This window comes from Rhizobium phaseoli (genome assembly GCF_001664385.1).
GTDB classification, from domain to species: Bacteria; Pseudomonadota; Alphaproteobacteria; order Rhizobiales; family Rhizobiaceae; genus Rhizobium; species Rhizobium phaseoli.
Genome location: NZ_CP013532.1, coordinates 817,543 through 837,360, shown reverse-complemented (window position 1 = coordinate 837,360; position 19,818 = coordinate 817,543). Strand labels below are relative to the sequence as shown.

At 56.6% G+C, this 19,818-nt stretch carries 19 protein-coding genes; 4 read left to right on the top strand and 15 right to left on the bottom strand.

The window, feature by feature from the left end; translation table 11 throughout:
• Positions 1 to 100: 100 nt before the first annotated feature.
• Positions 101 to 1,954, bottom strand: coding sequence for a hypothetical protein (locus AMC88_RS04055; RefSeq protein WP_150128072.1), 1,854 nt, complete (start codon positions 1,952 to 1,954; stop codon positions 101 to 103).
• Positions 1,955 to 2,522: 568 nt separating this feature from the next.
• Positions 2,523 to 3,494, bottom strand: a complete 972-nt coding sequence (locus AMC88_RS04050; RefSeq protein ID WP_064829862.1) for a class I SAM-dependent methyltransferase — start codon at positions 3,492 to 3,494, stop codon at positions 2,523 to 2,525.
• An 84-nt stretch (positions 3,495 to 3,578) separates the two neighbouring features.
• Here AMC88_RS04050 and tnpA point away from each other — a divergent pair, with 84 nt between their 5' ends.
• From tnpA to tnpC, 3 genes are read left to right on the top strand one after another with little or no spacing between them, the layout of a single operon-like run.
• Positions 3,579 to 3,989 (top strand): IS66-like element accessory protein TnpA, encoded by a 411-nt coding sequence (gene tnpA / locus AMC88_RS04045; protein WP_029875829.1) that lies wholly within the window; start codon positions 3,579 to 3,581, stop codon positions 3,987 to 3,989.
• Positions 3,986 to 4,333: an IS66 family insertion sequence element accessory protein TnpB gene (gene tnpB / locus AMC88_RS04040; RefSeq protein ID WP_008536947.1), complete on the top strand. Its 348-nt coding sequence runs from the start codon at positions 3,986 to 3,988 to the stop codon at positions 4,331 to 4,333. The genes tnpA and tnpB overlap by 4 nt, the downstream gene beginning before the upstream one ends.
• A gap of 45 nt (positions 4,334 to 4,378) precedes the next feature.
• Entirely contained in the window at positions 4,379 to 6,013 is a 1,635-nt protein-coding gene (gene tnpC, locus AMC88_RS04035; protein ID WP_029875830.1) for an IS66 family transposase, read from the top strand.
• A gap of 336 nt (positions 6,014 to 6,349) precedes the next feature.
• Here the strand turns inward: tnpC and fcl are convergent, their stop codons facing one another.
• Together fcl and gmd are read right to left on the bottom strand one after the other, a co-directional pair.
• Positions 6,350 to 7,300 carry a GDP-L-fucose synthase gene (fcl, locus tag AMC88_RS04030; protein WP_010021004.1) on the bottom strand — a complete coding sequence of 317 codons (951 nt, stop codon included), beginning with the start codon at positions 7,298 to 7,300 and terminating at the stop codon, positions 6,350 to 6,352.
• Positions 7,301 to 8,362 (bottom strand): GDP-mannose 4,6-dehydratase, encoded by a 1,062-nt coding sequence (gene gmd / locus AMC88_RS04025; RefSeq protein ID WP_012482765.1) that lies wholly within the window; start codon positions 8,360 to 8,362, stop codon positions 7,301 to 7,303.
• Positions 8,363 to 8,546: 184 nt separating this feature from the next.
• Between gmd and rfbB the strand changes: the two genes are divergently transcribed.
• A complete protein-coding gene (rfbB, locus tag AMC88_RS04020; protein ID WP_012482764.1) occupies positions 8,547 to 9,602 on the top strand; it encodes a dTDP-glucose 4,6-dehydratase in 1,056 nt (351 codons plus the stop codon).
• Between the two features lie 39 nt (positions 9,603 to 9,641).
• Here rfbB and AMC88_RS04015 read toward each other — a convergent pair whose 3' ends face one another.
• The 11 genes from AMC88_RS04015 to AMC88_RS03965 all read right to left on the bottom strand — a co-directional run bounded on the left by AMC88_RS04015 (position 9,642) and on the right by AMC88_RS03965 (position 19,758).
• The gene (locus AMC88_RS04015; protein ID WP_012482763.1) at positions 9,642 to 10,613 is read right to left on the bottom strand and encodes a glycosyltransferase family protein; all 972 of its coding nucleotides are present in this window, start codon (positions 10,611 to 10,613) and stop codon (positions 9,642 to 9,644) included.
• A 2-nt stretch (positions 10,614 to 10,615) separates the two neighbouring features.
• Complete coding sequence (locus AMC88_RS04010) at positions 10,616 to 11,422, bottom strand: class I SAM-dependent methyltransferase (protein WP_012482762.1); 807 nt, start codon at positions 11,420 to 11,422, stop codon at positions 10,616 to 10,618.
• Positions 11,422 to 12,636, bottom strand: coding sequence for a CgeB family protein (locus tag AMC88_RS04005; RefSeq protein WP_225880761.1), 1,215 nt, complete (start codon positions 12,634 to 12,636; stop codon positions 11,422 to 11,424). The genes AMC88_RS04010 and AMC88_RS04005 overlap by 1 nt, the downstream gene beginning before the upstream one ends.
• Positions 12,536 to 14,029 carry a glycosyltransferase gene (locus AMC88_RS04000; RefSeq protein ID WP_012482760.1) on the bottom strand — a complete coding sequence of 498 codons (1,494 nt, stop codon included), beginning with the start codon at positions 14,027 to 14,029 and terminating at the stop codon, positions 12,536 to 12,538. Before AMC88_RS04000 ends, AMC88_RS04005 begins: the two co-directional genes overlap by 101 nt.
• A 2-nt stretch (positions 14,030 to 14,031) precedes the next feature.
• Positions 14,032 to 14,796, bottom strand: coding sequence for a TIGR04325 family methyltransferase (locus tag AMC88_RS31815; RefSeq protein ID WP_237353164.1), 765 nt, complete (start codon positions 14,794 to 14,796; stop codon positions 14,032 to 14,034).
• A gap of 146 nt (positions 14,797 to 14,942) precedes the next feature.
• Positions 14,943 to 15,809: a motility associated factor glycosyltransferase family protein gene (locus AMC88_RS03990; RefSeq protein WP_041683541.1), complete on the bottom strand. Its 867-nt coding sequence runs from the start codon at positions 15,807 to 15,809 to the stop codon at positions 14,943 to 14,945.
• Complete coding sequence (locus tag AMC88_RS03985; protein ID WP_012482757.1) at positions 15,794 to 16,426, bottom strand: PIG-L deacetylase family protein; 633 nt, start codon at positions 16,424 to 16,426, stop codon at positions 15,794 to 15,796. Before AMC88_RS03985 ends, AMC88_RS03990 begins: the two co-directional genes overlap by 16 nt.
• Positions 16,423 to 17,124 (bottom strand): WbqC family protein, encoded by a 702-nt coding sequence (locus AMC88_RS03980; RefSeq protein WP_012482756.1) that lies wholly within the window; start codon positions 17,122 to 17,124, stop codon positions 16,423 to 16,425. Before AMC88_RS03980 ends, AMC88_RS03985 begins: the two co-directional genes overlap by 4 nt.
• A complete protein-coding gene (locus tag AMC88_RS03975) occupies positions 17,121 to 18,086 on the bottom strand; it encodes a PseG/SpsG family protein (protein ID WP_041683540.1) in 966 nt (321 codons plus the stop codon). Before AMC88_RS03975 ends, AMC88_RS03980 begins: the two co-directional genes overlap by 4 nt.
• Positions 18,068 to 18,745, bottom strand: coding sequence for a cytidylyltransferase domain-containing protein (locus AMC88_RS03970; RefSeq protein ID WP_012482754.1), 678 nt, complete (start codon positions 18,743 to 18,745; stop codon positions 18,068 to 18,070). Before AMC88_RS03970 ends, AMC88_RS03975 begins: the two co-directional genes overlap by 19 nt.
• Complete coding sequence (locus AMC88_RS03965; RefSeq protein ID WP_012482753.1) at positions 18,742 to 19,758, bottom strand: N-acetylneuraminate synthase family protein; 1,017 nt, start codon at positions 19,756 to 19,758, stop codon at positions 18,742 to 18,744. Before AMC88_RS03965 ends, AMC88_RS03970 begins: the two co-directional genes overlap by 4 nt.
• Positions 19,759 to 19,818 lie beyond the last annotated feature (60 nt).

The following is a 19,818-nucleotide window of genomic DNA, read 5'->3' as shown; positions in this document are numbered from 1 at the left end:
AACCGGCTGTACCAGAAGCGTGCACATTACTGTCATGATGAGCCGGATCAATCGCTTTATCACGAGATCCTCCAGTCCAGTGCGAAGAGCGCCTACCGCCCTATTTGCATTCTGAATCTTCTAGCAGGCGAAGTAAGATCACGTCTGAGGGAAACCGTTGCGCAAATGCAGCCGAGCCTAGGCTTATCTCGCACGACCGCCCGCCGTTATAATTGTACCTTGCCGACATTTCGACCTGCGACGGCGAACGAGATACTTCCCCTGGTATCGGCCAGATCAAATCCGGTGTGAGCCCCCGCGATCCGTCCCTCTGTCGCTGTAAGCGGAACGTTGACCTTGCGGACGCTGCGGGGCGCGTCGTTTCGGTTAGCCTAACGTCGACGCTAACTAATTCCTTTCCGTTCACATTTGTTTCGAATGGAAGTCCGTCAGCAGACGCCTCGATTATCCGTATCAAATCCATCGGTGAGGAAACACCCGTTTCGCTACTCAAAGTTGCCGTCGCCTCAGAATTGACCGTGTACTTGCCCAGCGCTACTTGGTACGCGGTGTCCCAACTCGCCGTTGTGCGGTCGAAATCGGGCCTAGACAACAGGCTTATCCATACGCCAGAACTCGGATTGTTCGTCTGAGCACTCAACCAGCCCGTTGTAGGAAGATATCGAAAGTAATTTTCCTCGATCAACTTGTCTTTAGATTTCAGACGCACTCGCAGAGTGGCTGAATCGACACCCATGATGTTTGGTAGCGGGAAGAACACGCGATCCCAGTTTCCCGCGTCAATAGCCGTCACCGCAGACTTCCGTACGTCCTCTGGATACGTGCCCAACGAAACAGTTCCATCCGCGGCGCCGGCCCTCTCCAGAATTGAACTGTACGTGAAATCCCAAACCTCCGAACCTGTCTTAACGGAACTGATATCCTTGACCGCCACTGAGTAACCAGCGCCGCCGAACACGCCATCTGCGCCAGGAGAAGTAGCTCTCGCCGGGTCAATCTTCGGCGGCGGTTTTAGATCTTCGAGGATTTGGTCATTAATTCGCTTCAGGATTGGCTGTAGGTAAGAGTCAAGGCGCTCAGGTGTAAACGTATCGTCGCTCGTAGCCTCAACTTTTATACAATTACTATTTATCAATTCGTCTCTGACTTTTGTCAGATCGCTTTTGTATGAAGCAGAATAAAATCCGTAGTATGAAGCCCGAGCTGCAAATTGCTTGTTTTCGCTATAATGTTTTTGAGTTTGACTCCAATTGACAGTAACTTTGAACCCGGCGGGAGGCGTAATTCCATTAAATTTAAACTTGACCCATACCGGAATGCCAGAGGTACCGTTCAGAAGGGCATTATATATGTCTGATCCTACGTCGCTGAGCGTCAGCGCGAAAACAATCTTGCCGTTAGCATTGGTAGCTGCCGCTCGGTCGGGAGGATTGGCGAGCGAGTTTGCCTGAGCCTCGCCAGCTAAATCTCCTGCAGGAGTATAGACCGTCGCGGATGCGGAGTTCAGTGGGACTGCCGAAAGGCGGACAGCAGCGGTGTCTATAGATTGGCCTCTCTTCTTCAACTCTTCAGCTAAGGCAACTTTCATTCCACTCAGCGCTTCGGCACTAGCTCCAAGCGTGACGGCGAATGTGAGAAGGCCACCACCCTTTAAGTTGCCGTCCGAGGTTTTCGATGTGTACTTGATGAAATTTAACTCCGGAACCCGCTTTCCTCCAACCATGGTCTCCGCAAGACGAGGTTCATTTGGGAAGTAATACCATTGATCTGGAACGCGAGCGTCCCGCACCAATGTATAGACCTCTTCCTTTAAAGAGCCGTCGGGTGTCGTTACCTTAACGGGGACACTAGAGATGGTATTCTCGGCCAAGAGACTTGCTTGAGCGAGACATTGATTTACTGACATACCGAGAATAGCGTAAGCAACGCCCAGCACAAAAAACAGTCGCGACATCTTAGAGCCCCCTCTGCATCAATATGACGTTAGAACACGGCGCCGCGATTCCATCGAGTAATCAGTGAAGGTTGATATGAGTATTGAAACACACGTGCTCATGGAAGTAAATGGTTGTTAACTAGGCCGCGCAGCCACTGAGCCACGTCGTGCGCAGACGGCACTAATCATGAACCGCTCCGCTTTGGCGCCCTCGCCCATTGCAGAGGGCCAGCGCGACCTAACGCTTCGCGCTGCGACGTCGGCTTTCGGCGAGCGGCGAAATTCGCGCTGGCGACCGAACAGGGGCGCAAAGCGGCCGGGCGCTTTATGGCCGCCTCACCGCAAACTTGAGGTCCGAAAGCGGAAATTATTGCCGCTCGCCCGCCCGGTTGACTGATGCCCAAAGCCAGGGCACAAAGGTGGCATCCACGGTCGCTCGCGATGGGAAAACAGAGGGAGTTTCAAGGGCATTTCTCTAAGTCATTGAAATCATGTGAGAATCCAGGTTCCCCAGCCAGTCCTTCTTCGATCTCAGATGAGCTCGGTTCTGTCGACAAAACAGGACAGACGCCTTTTTTGCTGGGTCCTATTCAAAGAGGATGATGCTTGCCGGAGTTGGCGGCATCGGTTTGACCGTGACGCCGGCGAGGCCGGCCAGTTTTGCCATCTCAGTCAGCTCGCTTTGCCTATAAGCCTGGCCCGCCGGTGTGCTGGCGAGCATCTCCCAGGAGAACGCCGCGGGAAAAGGCGGCGAGACGCCGTCTTCATTCGGCACGAAATCGACCGCGACGATCCGGCCATCCGCTGCAAGGCTCGCGGTGATCTTTCGCAACAGCTCAGCACATGTCGGCAAATCGAAATGGTGCAGGAAATTCGGAAGCAGGACGAGATCATAACCGGCGCCCCAGTCGACGTCGAAGGCGCTGCCGGCGATCGTCCGGTAACGGTCCGCCACGCCTGATTTTTCCGCATTCTGCCTCGACAGCTCCAAGACGGCGCCCCAGTCGACGGCGACGATCTCCGTCGATGGAAAGGCCTTGGCAATTTCGATGCCGAAGAGGCCCGGACCTGCCGCGATATCCAACACCTTTTTTGGAGGGCTCGGCCAGCCGGAGATTTCATCAGCCAATATTTTAGCGCTGAGACCGGTGAAGGAGCCCATGCCGCGCGCAAACTTCAACCAGACGGGATTGTCCGCCGACATGTTCGCAAGACCGGCCGAACCGCCGTTTCGCACGACGGCGGCCGGATCGCGCAGAAAATTATTCAGCACTTCGGGTGCAGCGGTAAACTCGACGGCAGAGCCCATAAAGGCCGGCGAATTGCGATCGAGGAACATTCTGGTCGAGGGCGTCATTCGGTACTGTTCGCCTTCCTTGGTCAGGAAGCCGTGGACCACGAGATAGTCGCAGAGGATGCGCACCCCTCGCTCCGAGGCGCTTGTTGCCGACGCCAGCCCTGCCGCCGTCTTGCCGTCGCCGATATGAGTAAAGAGATCAAGCTCAATGGCCGCCCTGATCGCAGCCGTCTTTCGGCATGCAAACAGTGCATCGACCACAAGTTCGTAAGCGCCCGGTGAGGGCCGTCTTGCGAGGTTGAGACGAACATCGGAAGTCCTAGTGCAAACACTAGGAGTAGTCCTATGACGAAGCATCCGATTGAAGTGATCACGTCTGTCGAGCGCCGACGGCGCTGGTCTCGGGAAGACAAAGAGCGGCTTGTTGCGGCCTGCTTTGAGCCAGATGCGGTGCTTTCCGAGATTGCCCGTGCGGCCGGTATCCATGTCAGCCAGCTTTTCCGTTGGCGCAAGGAGCTTTGCCAAATCGAGGAGCCGAAGACGGAAACGGCGAGCACGTTGGTGCCGGTGATCCTATCCGAGGCCGCGCCTCCAGCCACGCCCATTCCCTCGGGGCCGCCTGCCCCATCGCAGTCCCGCCGGAAGCGTAGCGATGTGACGATTGAGCTGGGTCGGGGCCGTCGTATTCGCGTGGACAGCGACATCGATACCGAGGCGCTGGGCCGTATTCTCGATGTCGTGCTGGAACGGAGATGATCCCGGTTCCGAGTGGTGTGAAGGTCTGGCTGGCGACAGGCCATACGGACATGCGCAAAGGCTTCCCCGGCCTATCGCTGATGGTGCAGGAGACGCTGAAGCGCGATCCGATGTGCGGACACCTGTTCGTGTTCCGCGGTCGCGGTGGTGGCCTGATCAAGGTCATCTGGCATGACGGCCAGGGAGCCTGCCTGTTTACGAAGAAGCTTGAACGCGGACGCTTCGTCTGGCCGTCGGCGGCAGATGGATCGGTGGTGATCACACCGGCGCAGCTCGGTTATCTGCTGGAAGGTATAGACTGGCGGATGCCGCAAAAAACCTGGCGACCGACGTCGGCAGGATGAGCAAAAGCACTGGAATGGCTGGGTCGAATATGATTCCATCCTACCATGAACGATGCGGCCGAACAGCTTCCTGACGATCTTGCCAGTGCGCTTGCACTGCTGGCGCAAGAGCGTGCCTGGCGTATGAAAGCCGAGGCGGAAGCCGCCAGTGCCAAGGCGCTCGTGTCACATTCAGAAGCGCTGATCGCGCGGTTGAAGCTGGAGATCGAGAAGGTTCGCCGTGAACTTTACGGCAGCCGGTCCGAGCGCAAGGCGCGACTTCTCGAGCAGATGGAGCTGCAACTCGAGGAACTCGAAGCCGACGCTGGTGAAGACGAACTGGCGGCGGAGATTGCTGCCAAGGCTTCTACAGTCCGGGCGTTCGAGCGAAAGCGTCCATCACGGAAGCCGTTTCCCGAACACCTGCCGCGCGAGCGCGTCGTCATCGCCGCCCCGACGAGTTGCCGCTGCTGCGGTTCCGCCAGGCTGTCGAAGCTCGGCGAGGACATCACCGAGACGCTGGAGGTGATCCCGCGCCAGTGGAAAGTCATCCAGACTGTGCGGGAGAAGTTCTCCTGCCGCGAATGCGAGAAGATCACTCAGCCGCCCGCACCTTTCCATGTGACGCCGCGCGGTTTTGCCGGGCCGAACCTGCTGGCGATGATCCTGTTTGAGAAGTTCGCCCAGCATCAACCGCTGAACCGCCAGAGCGAGCGCTATGGCCGAGAGGGGATCGACCTCAGCTTATCGACACTGGCCGACCAGGTCGGTGCTTGCGCGGCGGCGCTGAAGCCCATTCATTCGTTGATCGAGGCGCATGTTCTGGCCGCCGAGCGGCTGCATGGCGACGACACCACCGTGCCGATCCTGGCGAAAGGCAAAACCGATACGGGGCGCATCTGGACATATGTCCGGGATGACCGACCGTTCAGCGGGCAGTCACCACCGGCAGCTCTTTACTATGCGTCGCGGGACCGGCGGCAGGAGCATCCCGAGCGCCACCTGAAGACCTTTACCGGCATTCTGCAAGCGGATGCTTATGGCGGCTACAATCCCCTGTTCAAGGTTGACCGCGATCCCGATCCGCTGACGCAGGCACTGTGCTGGGCGCACTCACGCCGCAAGTTCTTTGTGCTCGCTGACATTGCCACGAATGCCAAACGCGGCAGCCGTGCCATGCCGATCTCGCCGCTGGCGCTGGAGGCTGTCAAACGGATCGATGCCCTGTTCGACATCGAGCGGGAGATCAACGGGCTTGCCGCCGACGAACGCCTGCAGCGCCGTCGCATCGACAGCCTCTCACTCGTCAAAGAACTCGAGGACTGGATGCGGACCGAGCGGGCAAAGCTGTCGCGCAGTTCTCCTGTCGCCGAGGCTATCGATTACATGCTGAAGCGTTGGGACGGCTTCACGTCATTCCTGGAAGATGGGAGAATTTGCCTGACGAACAATGCAGCCGAGCGGGCGCTGCGAGGCTTTGCTCTCGGAAGGAAGTCATGGCTCTTCGCCGGATCGGATCGTGGTGCTGATCGCGCAGCCTTCATGGCGACGCTGATCATGAGCGCAAAGCTCAACGACATCGATCCGCAAGCCTGGCTTGCTGATGTCCTCGCCAACATCGCTGACACGCCGACGAGCAAACTGGAACAATTGCTTCCGTGGAACTGGACGCCGACGGCGCTGGATGCTCAAGCGGCCTGACCTGCGTCCTTCACCGGATGCTTACACAAGTTCGGGCGACACGACGCCTGCATGGGTGTCCTCGACGATTGTTTCCATGGAATCCCCCAGAGCCTCGTCCGACGTGCCTGGCAGCGCGCCAGCCGAAGAATTATGCGTATATCCGCATATTCTACAATACTCCCCGCGCTAACCCTATCGGGTTCCCCGCTTCAATGACGGGCTATCGTGCCTGACGTCGCACACTTTTGCGGACATGCTCCGGGGTGCTCATGAGGCAATCGGAGGCTAGCGGCATCACGAAATCGCCAAGACGGTCGCGGGAATGGAGAAATGCTGATCCTCGCCGGCCCAGCATCAGGCCGCGGGATCGGCTCCATTTTCGAACTGCAGAAACCAGGCGTAAGTGGCTCGGATACCATCCTCGAGCGAGATGCGCGGTTTCCAGCCCATGTCCTGCAGCTTCTTGTTGCTCATCAGCTTTCGCGGCGTGCCGTCGGGCTTGGAAAGATCGTGGATGATCTCACCCTCGTAACCGACAACGCGGCAGACCAGACGCGTCAACTCGATAATTTCGAGATCCGTGCCCGAGCCGACATTGACGTGCTGCGAGCCCGAATAGGTTTTGAGCAGAAACACCAGGGCGTCGGCGCAGTCGTCGACGTGAAGAAACTCGCGGCGCGGGGTTCCCGTGCCCCAGACGACGATTTGCGGGTCTTTGCGCAGTTTCGCGGCATGCGCCTTGCGGATCAGCGCGGGCAGCACATGGCTGGAATTCAGGTCGAAATTATCGCCGGGGCCATATAGATTGGTCGGCATGGCCGAAATGTAGTCCCGACCATATTGTTTGCGATAGGCTTCCGCGAGCTTAATACCGGCGATCTTGGCGATCGCGTACCATTCGTTAGTCGGCTCGAGCGGCCCGGTCAACAGAGCCTCTTCGGGAATCGGCTGTGGAGCGAGCTTCGGATAAATGCAGCTTGAGCCCAGGAAGAGAAGCCGGTCCACGCCACCACGATGGGCGGCTTCGAAGAGGTTGGTTTCGATAATCAGATTGTCATAGATGAATTCTGCGGGATAGCTGTCATTCGCAAGGATTCCGCCAACCTTGGCAGCGGCGAGAATGATCGCGTCAGGCCGGGTTGCTTCAACAAATTTCTCGACCTGGTCCTGCCGCTTCAAATTGACCTCGGCGCGGGTTGCCGTGATGACCGTGCAATCTTCGGATTGAAGCCTGCGCACAAGCGCACTGCCGACCATACCACGATGACCGGCAACCCAGATCTTCTTGTTGGATAAGTCGTACACTCAGACCTCTTTCCGGCCGCCCTGAGCCTTCCAGTGCTTGATATCCTCGCGCACCATCTCGGCGGCGAGCTCACGAACCGGCGTCTTATGGTGCCAGCCCAGATTCTGACGTGCCTTAGTCGGGTCGCCAAGCAGCAGATCGACCTCCGTCGGTCGAAAATATCGAGGATCGATTTCCACAAGGCAAGCGCCGGACGCAGAGTCATAACCCTTTTCGTCGACGCCGGACCCCTTCCATTCCAAGGTGATGCCGACGTCGGCGAAGGCCCACTCGACAAACTGGCGGACACGCGTCGTCTCACCCGTCGCCAAGACGTAGTCATCCGGCTTATCCTGCTGCAGCATGAGCCACATGCCCTCGACATATTCGCGCGCATGGCCCCAGTCACGCTGGGCGTCAAGATTTCCCAAAAAGAGCTTGTCTTGAAGTCCGAGGCTGATGGCGGCCACGGCCATCGTGATCTTGCGCGTGACGAAGGTCTCGCCGCGAAGCGGGCTTTCATGGTTGAACAGAATGCCGTTCGACGCGTGCATGCCGTAGGCCTCGCGATAATTCACGACGATCCAGTAGGCATAGAGCTTGGCTGCAGCATAGGGAGAGCGCGGATAAAAAGGCGTCTTCTCGTTCTGCGGCACTTGCTGCACCAGGCCGTAGAGTTCCGATGTCGATGCCTGGTAGAATCGGCTTTTTTTCTCAAGATCCAGGATGCGGATCGCTTCGAGCAACCTCAACGTTCCGATACCATCGGCATCCGCCGTATATTCCGGCGTTTCGAAACTGACGCCGACATGGCTTTGTGCGGCAAGGTTGTAGATTTCATCGGGCTGTGTCTGCTGCACGATCCGCAGGAGGTTGGTCGAGTCGATCATATCGCCATAGTGGAGGATGAAGCGCGGATGAGTTTCGTGCGGATCCTGATAGATGTGCTCGATGCGGCCGGTGTTGAAAGACGACGATCGCCGCTTGATGCCGTGCACTGTATAGCCTTTGCTCAAAAGCAATTCGGCCAAATAGGCACCGTCCTGACCAGTTACCCCAGTAATAAGCGCGGTTTTCGTCATTTTTCACGTCGTCTTTCGATGCAATCTTCGGGAGGTGTTTATGGAAACGACCGAACCAGCGCAACCCCAATGTGACCGACACCCGGGACAAACGAAATTCAGCATTGTCGATCTCTTCGGTTGACGGCGGGTTGGCGCAATGAGACTAGAGCTTTCCATTTATCAGATGTCCAAAGGGAAAAACATGATCTTGGTGACGGGAGGCGCCGGCTTTATCGGCGCGAATTTCGTGCTCGACTGGCTTGCGCTTCACGATGAGCCGGTCGTCAACCTCGATGCCCTCACCTATGCCGGCAATCTTGAGAACCTCAACTCCATCTGGAGTGATCCGCGTCATGTCTTCGTCAAGGGCAGCATTGCGGATTACGACCTTGTCGACCCACTGCTCCGTGCCCATCAGCCTCGCGCCATTCTGAATTTCGCTGCCGAAAGTCATGTCGATCGATCGATCCATGGGCCAGAAGAATTTATCCAGACCAATATTATCGGCACGTTTCGTCTGCTGGAGGCAATCCGGGGATTTCTTGCCTCACAGAATGAAGACTTCCGGGAAAGCTTTCGCTTCCTTCACGTATCGACGGACGAAGTCTATGGTTCGCTTGCTCCCGACGAGGCCGCTTTCAGCGAACATCGCAAATACGAACCCAATAGTCCTTATTCCGCGAGCAAGGCAGCAAGCGACCATCTGGTTCGCGCCTATCATCACACCTATGGCCTACCCGTTCTGACGACGAACTGTTCGAACAATTACGGTCCCTATCATTTTCCCGAGAAGCTTATTCCGCTCGTTATTCACAATGCCCTCTCGGGGAAACAGATTCCGATCTACGGAGACGGGATGCAGGTGCGTGACTGGCTGTTCGTCAAAGATCATTGCAGCGCCATTCGACGTGTTCTGGAAAGAGGAAAAGTCGGGGAAACCTACAATGTCGGCGGCAGGAATGAGCTGACGAACCTGTCGGTCGTCAATACGCTCTGCGAAATTCTCGACGAATTGAGGCCCCTGCCAAACGGGGCGAGCTACAAGGCCCAGATTTCCTTTGTGCGTGATCGGCCAGGTCATGATCGCCGTTACGCCATCGATGCGGCCAAGATAGAAAGGGAACTGGACTGGCGCCCTAGTGAGACCTTCGAGACAGGCATTCGCAAGACCGTCGAATGGTATCTCGCCAACGCTGCTTGGGTAGAGAACGTCACAAGCGGCAGCTATCGACAGTGGATCAACCGGCAGTACCAATAACAGCTTGGTTAGAGGCAGGCTCCACCCGCTGGCGGGACGTCAATACCTGATGAAATGGTGCAGGAAGCTTATGACCGGCCGAGGTACATGGCGTTGCACCCATCTGCGCGCCTTAACCCGGAAAAAGGGACGAATGCCGCCGGAAAAGCCAGGAGAAACCGTTCTGATCGCCTTCAGGGCTTGCATCAGAGCGCGTTCGTAGACCCTGTAAGCAGCGTCAGGTTCCTCGCAGACGGCGGTGTAGAAAGCCGACAACCGATCGAACATGCCATTGGTCAGCAACTGGAACTGGTGGAAGTGATAGAAGATCAGAGGCGAACCATCGACCTCGATCCTGCCTGATGCATCCTGCGAAAAATGCAGCTTTTCGTAGTTCCAGGGCGCGATCCCAGCTCCGGGATGCGCGATGATATGGCAAGTCGGATACAGATCCGGCCATTCGTCCAAATACTTCTGATCACCCATCTTGCCGTCTTCCAGGCGATAGTAGCACCATTCGATGCACTGCTCGCGCCAGCGAGTGAGGCAGCGCATTCCCTCTTCGTCGCGCCGGAAACTCACCCATTCGACACAGAAACGGCCATTAATTTCCCGATTCTGCAGCCGCGGAGCAAAACGGTGTTCGATAATGGCGATGGAACTATTGCCGATTTCGTCGAAAATCGGCCTGAGCGGTGAATAAAACAGCAGATCGGAATCGAGATAGGTGATGAAATCGATTTCCGGATGGTGCGCCAGGACGAAACTCGGCAGACACGGAGACAGGGTCCAGCAATATTCGGCGACGCCGCGCGATTTCTTGACTTCCAGGAGTTCCGGCGTCTCGATATCGGCGAGTGGAATGCAGGTGATGTAGGACCTGTTGAGAGCGGTTAATATCTCCTGCGTCTGCTGGTCCATGCAAAGCACAAAAACATGCGCCTCGGGGCACCACTGGACGAGGCTCTCCATCATGGTCATTCCCTTGATGAGATAGCCGTTGTCGAAAAGGGTACAGAAATAGTTCGTCATGATTAGGTTTGTTTCCTGCACAAATAGGTGCGCATTGCATTGCCCTTGCGACTGTCGTGTGGATCCACGTTCTCGGTTAGCGTGAACGTCGCCAGGACGTGCAGGCCGTGAACCCGAAACAAGTCCAATAGCTGCGGCTCGGAAAAATGGATTTCTATGGTCTCGACGCCATAGGCCTGTTTGCGGAAATACTTGGTCGGCTCGCCATAGACAACAGGCGTACGGTGAAAAATCACGTACTCCTTGGCAACTCGGGCGCTCTCTGCGATCGCCGCGTCATAATTGGGGATATGCAGCAGACAACATCCTGAGACGACGACGTCGAAAGCGGCATCCTGATAGCTGAGCCGCGTCGCATCCTCCACGTCGAACGACAGCCCTGGATAGATGCTGCGCGCCATATCGACGAATGCATCGGAGTAATCGCAGCCGCGGTAACGCAGCGGCAAGCCACTCACATCAAGCACTTCGGAATAATAGCCGCTGGAACAACCGATTTCGAGCAGCGAAGCATTGGCCGGAAGATTGTCGATGCTGCGCAAAGCGGCGGTAAAAACATCGAATACGTCAATGGTAGCGCCGCTGCGGTATTCCTTCAGCTGGCGCTCGACAAGGGCTCTCTGACGGGCGGGCAGATCACTCGCTTTCCAAGATGCGGCAAGGCGGGAACTCTCGCTGTCTCGACGAGCCGCCTCTATCTCGACATAGCGGGACGATACCGACGTCGCCGGCAACAGCCGTTCACGCAATCGCTTCAATTGGCTCTTCACCCCTGGGAAGCGATTGAGACTCGTACGCAGAAACGACATCAGCCCTGTTTCTCCAGATATCGTTCGAGGATCGGCACCAATTCTTCCATTCTCGATTTGTAGGTGTGGTCCTTCAGCGTCCTTGCCTGACCAGCCTTCGCGATCGCATCGGCCTCGTCGGGGTGGTCTATATAGTAGCGGACGAGTTCTGTCGCTTCCTCAGCACTGGAATAGGCAACCACTTCCTTGCCGACCTCGAAAATCTCCCCGAGATTATCCTTCCTATCGGTTATCAGCAGCGATCCGACACCGGTCGCCTCATAGAGCCGCATGTTATTGGCGTTGTTTTCGGCCACGTTGATGTGTCGGTTGACGGTGATCCGGCTGCGCGCCAGCGCGCGATACATATCCGGGCCCCAGACTTCGCCATTGTGACGCTTGCGAATCGGAGAAGAGCGCGGGAGCGTCTTCGCGCCGTAGCCGAAAAACTGTATCGGCGTGGTATCGGCAAGATGTTCGAGCAAGGGAACGGCCTTGCCGTGATGACGGCTTATGCCGCCGACGAAGCTCACCGGCACATCGCGCCTGATATCGCCAAGGAGATCGAGCACCCGAGTATCGAAGCCAATCCTGAAATATTCGGATTTTATCCCCATCTCATGAAAACGGGACACGAAATGGGGGAAAGACGTCAGGATAAGGTCATAGGGTCGCAGAAACTCACCCGGCGGCAGCGGACAAGCGATCTGGCCGACAATCAACGGCACCGTCTTCTTCAGCTCCGTCAGGGCATGCGGCGGAAAGAAGCTGAGATCCTGACAGTAGAGTACATCCGGCTTGAATGCTCGAACACGGGCCATCGCGACTTCCAGCAAGCCAGGGAGCGCCGCCAGGCGTGCGCCAACATAAGGCAGCCTGAAAAACCGATGCGGCAGTTTCATCGCCCAAGCGCTGAATGGCTCGTTGTTTTCTTGCGCCCAGGCGGACTGAAGCGGGACACAATTGCCGATGATGTCAATGACGTCGCAACCCTGGTCCTTCAGGTGGCGCGAGTAGAAATCGGACGTGCCGAATGCGGCAGCCAAAAGAGCTTTCGTCTGTTCTGGCGAAGTCGATCTTCGGAGCTGTGGCCGCCGCGCATAGAATTGCTTCAGAAACCGCGCGTAATAGGTGTCAAATATTGCTATTTTCATGTTCACCGTCTGGTTGACTACCGGGACGTTCCTGGGACGTTCTATAGACGCTACCGACAACCTTTGCCGGGTTCCCGGCAATTATCGCCCCCTCGGGGAAATTTCCGCGGACGACCGCACCCGCAGCGATAATGCTATCACGTCCTATTTCCGTGCCACGCAAGATCAGGGCGTTGGTGCCAATGAACACATTATCGCCAATGTGCACCGGTGCAGTCTTTATATCCGCCTCGACATCCGAATGACGGCGCCCTTCCGGACGTATCGGATGAAAGTCCGTGTCGAAAATCGTGACGTTGGCTCCCATCAGCACTTCGGCGCCGATTGAAATCCGTGCAGCCGAGACGATGGTTGCACCACTGATCCCACTGTCTGCGCCAATGCTGATCTTCGATCCGGCGCGAATGGTCGCTATCTTCACCGGATGATTGAGAGCCAGCGCTGTAAATCGGGAATCAGAACACAGGACGACGCGATCACCGATGTGAATGTCACTGTCAGGATGCCGTTGCAACAGGGGGGCGCCATAGAGCACAACATCGCGGCCAACGCTTACTCCGTGACGTTTCAGTTCGCTAAGCCGCCTTGCACGCACAAGGGAAACGGCAAATTTTTTAAGGCTGGTCGTCATCCTTCCCAAAAGGACACGAGCGTAAAAGAAATAGGCCATGCGGAAAGGTGCGGTCAATCTCTGAACCGGTGAACCGACAAGCGAATAGAAGATCAGGCGTTGAAAAACGTTGTGAGGAGAGCGCCTGCCAAACAATCGTTTTTTCCATGAATGCCTGGAGACGTCGTTTCCATATACTGGCGGCGAATAGACGATTGCTTTTGTGCTGACGATCAGAGGCACTCCGGCGCGCGAAAAGCGCATCGCGATTTCATAATCGGCCATGTAGTGCGGCAAAAGGCGTGGCCGCATACCGCCATATTTCCGAAACAAGAGGGCTGGATATAGAGTACCTCGACCGCTCAATGCATCCACGCGGTATTGGCTCTCAGGCGACCGTTGTTGCGCTTCGCTCAATTCCGAAAGAAGATCCCAAATCGCGAACCTGTTGATGTTGATCCGAGGTCCTATACTCACAAGAGGCGGATCTTTCCCCTCTTCATGGATAACGCTTCCGACGGCGGCTTCGCCATTCGCCTTGGATGTTTGCACCAGGGTTTCAACATAATCTTCGTCGAACCAGGTATCATTATTCAGAAACAGGATATAATCTTCCGCCTTGCAAGACGGAAGGACGTGTTTCAGCCCCTCCTCGATGGCACCCCCCCACCAAAGATTGCCGTCGCCTCGGATTTCGACCACATCGCCCTGCGACTGCAGGTATTCTGCCGTTCCATCGGTCGAACCGTCGTTGACAACGACGATCGTCAGCGCGTCGGCGAGAGTTTGTCTCCTGAGCGCGTCCAACACCTTCCGGGTGTGCTCCAGACGATTGAAGACAGGGATAATGACGTTAACGCGCATCGCTAGATTTCCGGCTTCTCAAGAAACCAGCCAGTATACGACCATTCGTATTGTCCCTGAGCTGGCGTAAGGCCAATGCCCCAACGCGTCAATTCTTGCAAGGGCGGCGGTGTTGCTATTCCAAATGTCCCAGCTGGCTGGAAACTGTCCAGCACTTCGTAGCCATGCCTCGCGAAGCGATCCTGCAATTCATGCGCGTTCAAGAACCACACGGGGTAGCTCGCGCGATAGATGCGCTCCGGCACATGCTGCACAAAAGGGACGTCGGCGACATCGAACTGCGCGCTTGTTCTATCAACAAGGATGAACTTGATGTCTTTCGAAAGAAGGCTCTCAAGATGCTGATGAGGATATTCGAGATACTGGAGCACGCCCGAGAGCAGAACGATGTGAGGGTTCACAAGATCGATTGCTTCTTCGAGGCAATGAGAAAAGCTCAGAACCCCGTCTTCAAATTCTGCTCGGCCTGCTTCTGCAAAATGAGGCTGCTCGACGACGCACCATTTCAATTCCGCGAGATGAGCGAGTTTTGACCGGTGTTGGAAATAGGAGCTTCCGAGCGCGCCTCCAAAGTCGACCACTCTCAAACGACCATCGGATCTGGATGCAACATAGAGCAGCCAGGCAAGCAGCGGATGCGAGTAGCTCCTTTCCTTGAAGATTACAGTGTCGCGCTCATATGAGGCACGGCCCTGAACAACTGCGCGTGTGGCTTCGACGGCTTTTGCAAGAATGGCCGGCGCATCATAGCCGGTTGAATCAGCCATTGCCGAACGCCAATCATCGTAAGGTCCGTCGAAAGTGATGTTGTGCCGTCGGAATTCGGCCCAGATCTCCTGTTCGCGCGCTTGTGGCGATTCTCGCGTCACCTCAAGCAGACAGTGGATTCCCGGGAGCGCAAATTTAAGCCGTCTCATTCTTCAAACCAGGCTTGGAACGGCCGTCGCTCAAATTCGTCCAGTGCCCCACCGGGTGTGGAATTGAAGATGCGGATATCATTTGCTCGCGCGATATTTGCGATGGCTCTATATTGTCGCCACAGCCGCGCCGCCTGCTGAAAGTCGTCGTGACGGTTCGTTGTCGGGGTGCCGTCCGCATTTACGGTGAAATCTTTTCCTTTTTGCACCTTGAGGTCGAAAGCGTATTCATAGGTTGCCGACAGGAAGCGATCGTGGTCGACGCCGAGCAGGATGATTTCTTTGAAACCAAGATACATCGCTATCATGAGGGCCATTACCGGGACTGAATCGACACGCGGCACCGGTTTGGAGATATCGACGATTTCCACAGATGGTCTTTCGTCGAAGCTTTCGCCGAGCATGAGATACCGGACCGTTCGTCCCGAAAACAGATTGTGTTTTCGAACCAGCTCCGCTTCCGTGGAGCTGAGGAACAGTTCCGCGCCGCCCAGGTGGGAATGCATCTCCTCGAACCAGCGGACCACGTCCTCGGGTGTCATTAATCCGTAGGTGATTTGCGGAACACAATGATAGCGAGACTGGAACTTGTCGAAATCGGAATGCAAATAGCCGTTGGAAACGGTTATGACATTTTCGCCTTGAAGCCGCGACAGATCCAAGCCCTTGACACTCGGTCCATTTCCTAAAATGAAACAGCGTTGGTCCGCACGCAGCCCGGCAAGCTGCCTATTTTCTGCCAGCGATCTCGCGACATCAGCAGATAACTTGTGACGATTTTTGAGCCTGCGCTTCAGCTCATGCACACCGTAGGGAAGCAGCATGGAGCCAAAGGTCAAAATCTTCCTCAAGGCTGCAGCCACTTCACCACCTCGAAGACTTCGGCGTATTTTACACCGATGCGCTGGCCGGCGTTCTCGGCTTCATTGCGGAAGAAGCTCACCCATTTCCGCCCGGTGCGCTCCATCTCGGATTCATGGGCAAGGATCGCTTTTTCCTTCTGGTCCCAATGGGTGGTGATGTCGACGTAGAAATTTCCCCTGAAATCGACGGTCGAATGATACCAGTTGCTGCGATACATCAGGAGGCGGGGCACATGACGGCAGCTGTGCAGCGATGCGCGCGACAAGGCCAAGTGATCATGATGGATGTCGCCCACCCAATGGGTATAGACCATATCGATCTTCAGATCCTGCACGAGCTTGAGGATCTCGATATTCAGCGGGTCGACGAATTCGATCTGGAGCGTTTTGAACTCGCCGCAAAACATCTTGTGGACGCCGAGAATTTCCATCGCAGCATCCGCTTCCGCTCTGGCGACCTGGCTGCTCCGCACGGACTGGTCATATTGGTTGGAAAAGCCGGAAACGGTCGCGACATAGACGTAAACCGTATCGCCGTTTGCTGTATGGCGTGCCAGTGCACCACCGCAGCCCAGCTCCACGTCGTCAAAATGGGCACCGATCGCGAGAATATTCATTTGCAACTCCAGAGCAGGTCACGCGTGCCTGCAATACCACAATTCAGCAGTGTGTCGAGAATACTGAGATAGGGAATGAACTCGCCGAAGGGCTGTGGATAAACCGGATGGACGAAATGCTGCCACTCGATTTCAATTCCGGCTGCCTCGAATAGTTCCGGTCGCATATAGTCGCGCGCGCCGAGACCCGAGAGGTAGCGTGTTGCTCCCACTTTGCCCAGCAATTCGACAAGCAACTCGTTCCTATGACCCTCAGGGCTTAGAGTGCTCGATCGCACCGTCGGCATTGTGATTTCAAGCATATCCAGAATACCGTCCAGGAAATGCATATTGAAATCGGCCAAAAGGTCGAACCGCTTGCCGTAGAGGGCTTCGATTCGGGGAAAGACTTCGCTCCAGCCGGCCGACTTGCGATAGTTTTCGCGAAGCAAGGAAAGGTTCTGATCTATCCAACCGGTGCCGGGCGCCAACTCCACCTCGTTGATCGGGGTGCCGAAGCTTGGCTTTCTGATTCCGACGGTGAGCCAGCGATCCCCTTGCGCCGTCTTGATCCTGTCACGATGGGTCCAGCTCTTGCTCGTGCCGTGGACAAACTGGACATGGTCCAGAACGATGTAGAGGTCGGCGTTCAGAAAACGCTGAAAAAAACCGAGATAGGAGGCAAAGTCCGGCTGATGGATCACCGCTGTCAGGGTCATGCAGCCAATCTTTCCAGCAAATCGGCAACGCGGCCCAGCCCGCCAAGGTCGACCTTGGTCATGGCGGTCTCGCTCATGCTCCGGATGGGGATCGCCTTCTCCAGGATGCCGAGATCGAAAGCCGAGTGATGCCCGGCGAAGAACGCTGCTCCAAGCTCCTCGAGCGCACGCCCGACCGGGACTTCAAAAGGTTCGTTGGCGACCACGACACAGGGCAGGCCGGCCGCACAAGCTTCGAAGGGCGTAAGGCCGCCACCGGTAATCGCCAGATCGTGCCCGTACATCTCCGCCGCAAGCGACGGCACCTGGTTCAGCAATCTGAACCGATCCGGCGCGGCGGTCGCGACCACCTCTTCAAGCTTCGCCATGTGCTGGAAGCTCGGGCCCGTGACAATGGTGACAGGAAAAGCCTTGCTGCTCAGCCATTTGGCGACGCGAACCGTCACTCCGTAAGTATCGGCGCCGCCGAGCGTGACAAGTATTGATGCAAGCTTTTCCCGAACTCTGCGATAGCTGGCGATTTCAGGATTGAGTATCATGTACCCTACGCCCAGCCGAACGTCCCTGCCTTTCAGGCCCTCCGTGTTTTCGAACAGGAGAGCGCAGATATTCAGGTCGGCAAGTTCCGCGCCATCACCACGATCATCGAAGGTGACAAGCTTGGCGTCCAAGCGCTTGATCGTCTCGCTATGGAGCCGCTGGGTGTTAAGGCGATCGTTGATCCAGATCGGAGACGAAGCAGCGGCTTCGAGGAAAGCCTTCTCCCATCCCGTCACGGCGGCGAGATCATAAAGCGCCACGTCAAAACCGCGCTCGCGGATGATTCTCAAGGAATTCGGATGATCGTTCACCAAAAAGCGGACCGAGTGACCGCGGGTGCGCAATTCCGCTGCGAGCGTCAGCGACCGAAAGAGATGACCCATGCCGCGTGCATGTGAACTTTCTATGCAGAAGACGAACATAGCCGGATCGCTTCTTCCGTCCCGAGCCAATTCCCACCCGCCTGCGCTGCGAGTGCACGGGCGCGGCTCCAATCTTCCTCGGTATCCACCGTCAGGCGCAGCTCCGGAGAGATTTTGGCCGAGGGCACATCGAGCTGACCGATCTTGAACAGTTCGGGCCGATCGGTGAAGTATTCATTCACGTGTTCGCGATGGTGCGGCAGCTTCCCCTCGCGGTGGCTGCGCGCCAGGGCTTCGAAGGTAAATATCTCGGCGCCGACCCCAATAGGCAACTGGCCAAAGGCATGCGTGTAATCGAATCTCTGCTTTTGGTGCAGGTCGATCAGCCTCTCGAGTTCCTCGATGTCGGTGAAAGGATTATCTGCGGTCAACCGCACGATATCCGACATCCCGAGCGATCTCGCGCACTGAAAATAACGATCGAGAACATCGGTTTCGTCGCCGCGAAAGCAGCTGACGCCGTGCTCAAGGCACCAGGCTTCGATAACATCGTTCTCGCTGGCGGACGATGTCGCAACGACAACCTTGGCCGGGCGCTTCAACATCTGAAGCCGACCAAGGACATGTCCGAGCAGGGGCTTTCCGGAAATGTCGCGAAGCACTTTTCCCGGCAGCCGCGTCGATCCCATCCGCGCCTGGATAATAATTCCAAGCGTCACGCCAGATCGCTCCACTGGAGGACCGCGTCCGCATCGAGGTCGTTTGCGACCCGCCGTCCTGCGAGAGCGTCGAAATGCTTCGGTTCAATTCCTGTTCCAGGCCGCTTGACGGAAATGTCGCCGACGGAGATGACATGGCCGGCCTTGAGCGGTCGGTTGACGACAACGCTCTTGCGATTGTTCAACCTCGTCGTCGCTTCACTCGCAGCCGGCTCCTTGCGGCCACTGCCTTTCATGATCTCGAAGGCGCGTATCGCGTCGACGAGCCATTTCATTTCCGCCGGATCGGCCGAAAGCATATGGTCCGGGCCGTCTGCGGCCTTGTCATAGGTGAAATGACGTTCAATGACCCGGGCGCCCATTGCGACAGCGCACAGGCTTGCGACCGGGGTCAGCGTATGGTCGGAATAACCGACGTCGAGATCCGGAAACGCTTCCATCATCGTTTGCATCGCGCGCAGGTTCACATTTTCCGGATGCGTCGGATAACTTGTGATGGCATGCAGCAGAATGAGCTTGTCGTTGCCGGCCTCCTTGATTGCGGCGACGGACCCCCGAACTTCCTCGAGCGTCGACATCCCCGTCGACAGGATTATCGGCTTGCCGGTTTTTGCCAGATAACGGAGAAAGGGAATGTTGACCGCGTCGTCCGAACCCACCTTGTGGGCGCCGACTCCACACTTCTCCAGTAGGTCGACATCCGTTTCATGCGAGGGCGAGGAGAACCAGTCCAGCCCGTGCTCTTCGGCATAGCGAAACACCGCTTCGTGAAGCTCGTGACCGATTTCGTATTTGCGGAATAGTTCGAACTGCGAGGTAACGCCGGTGTTCTCCATGTCGAACATGGCGTTGCGGCTCGACAGGGTCTCCGCGCGATAGGTCTGGAGCTTGACGGCATCCACCCCCGCCGCTTTTGCCTCGTCAATCAGGCGCTTTGCCTGATCAAACGTCGTGAAGTTTCCGCCGATCTCAGCGATGATGTAGCACCGATCAGGCCGGTAATTCCGGAACATCCTGTTACTCCCTGTAATTCACGACCGGCAAAGCCGCCCCGCTCTCGCGGCGATCGCAGC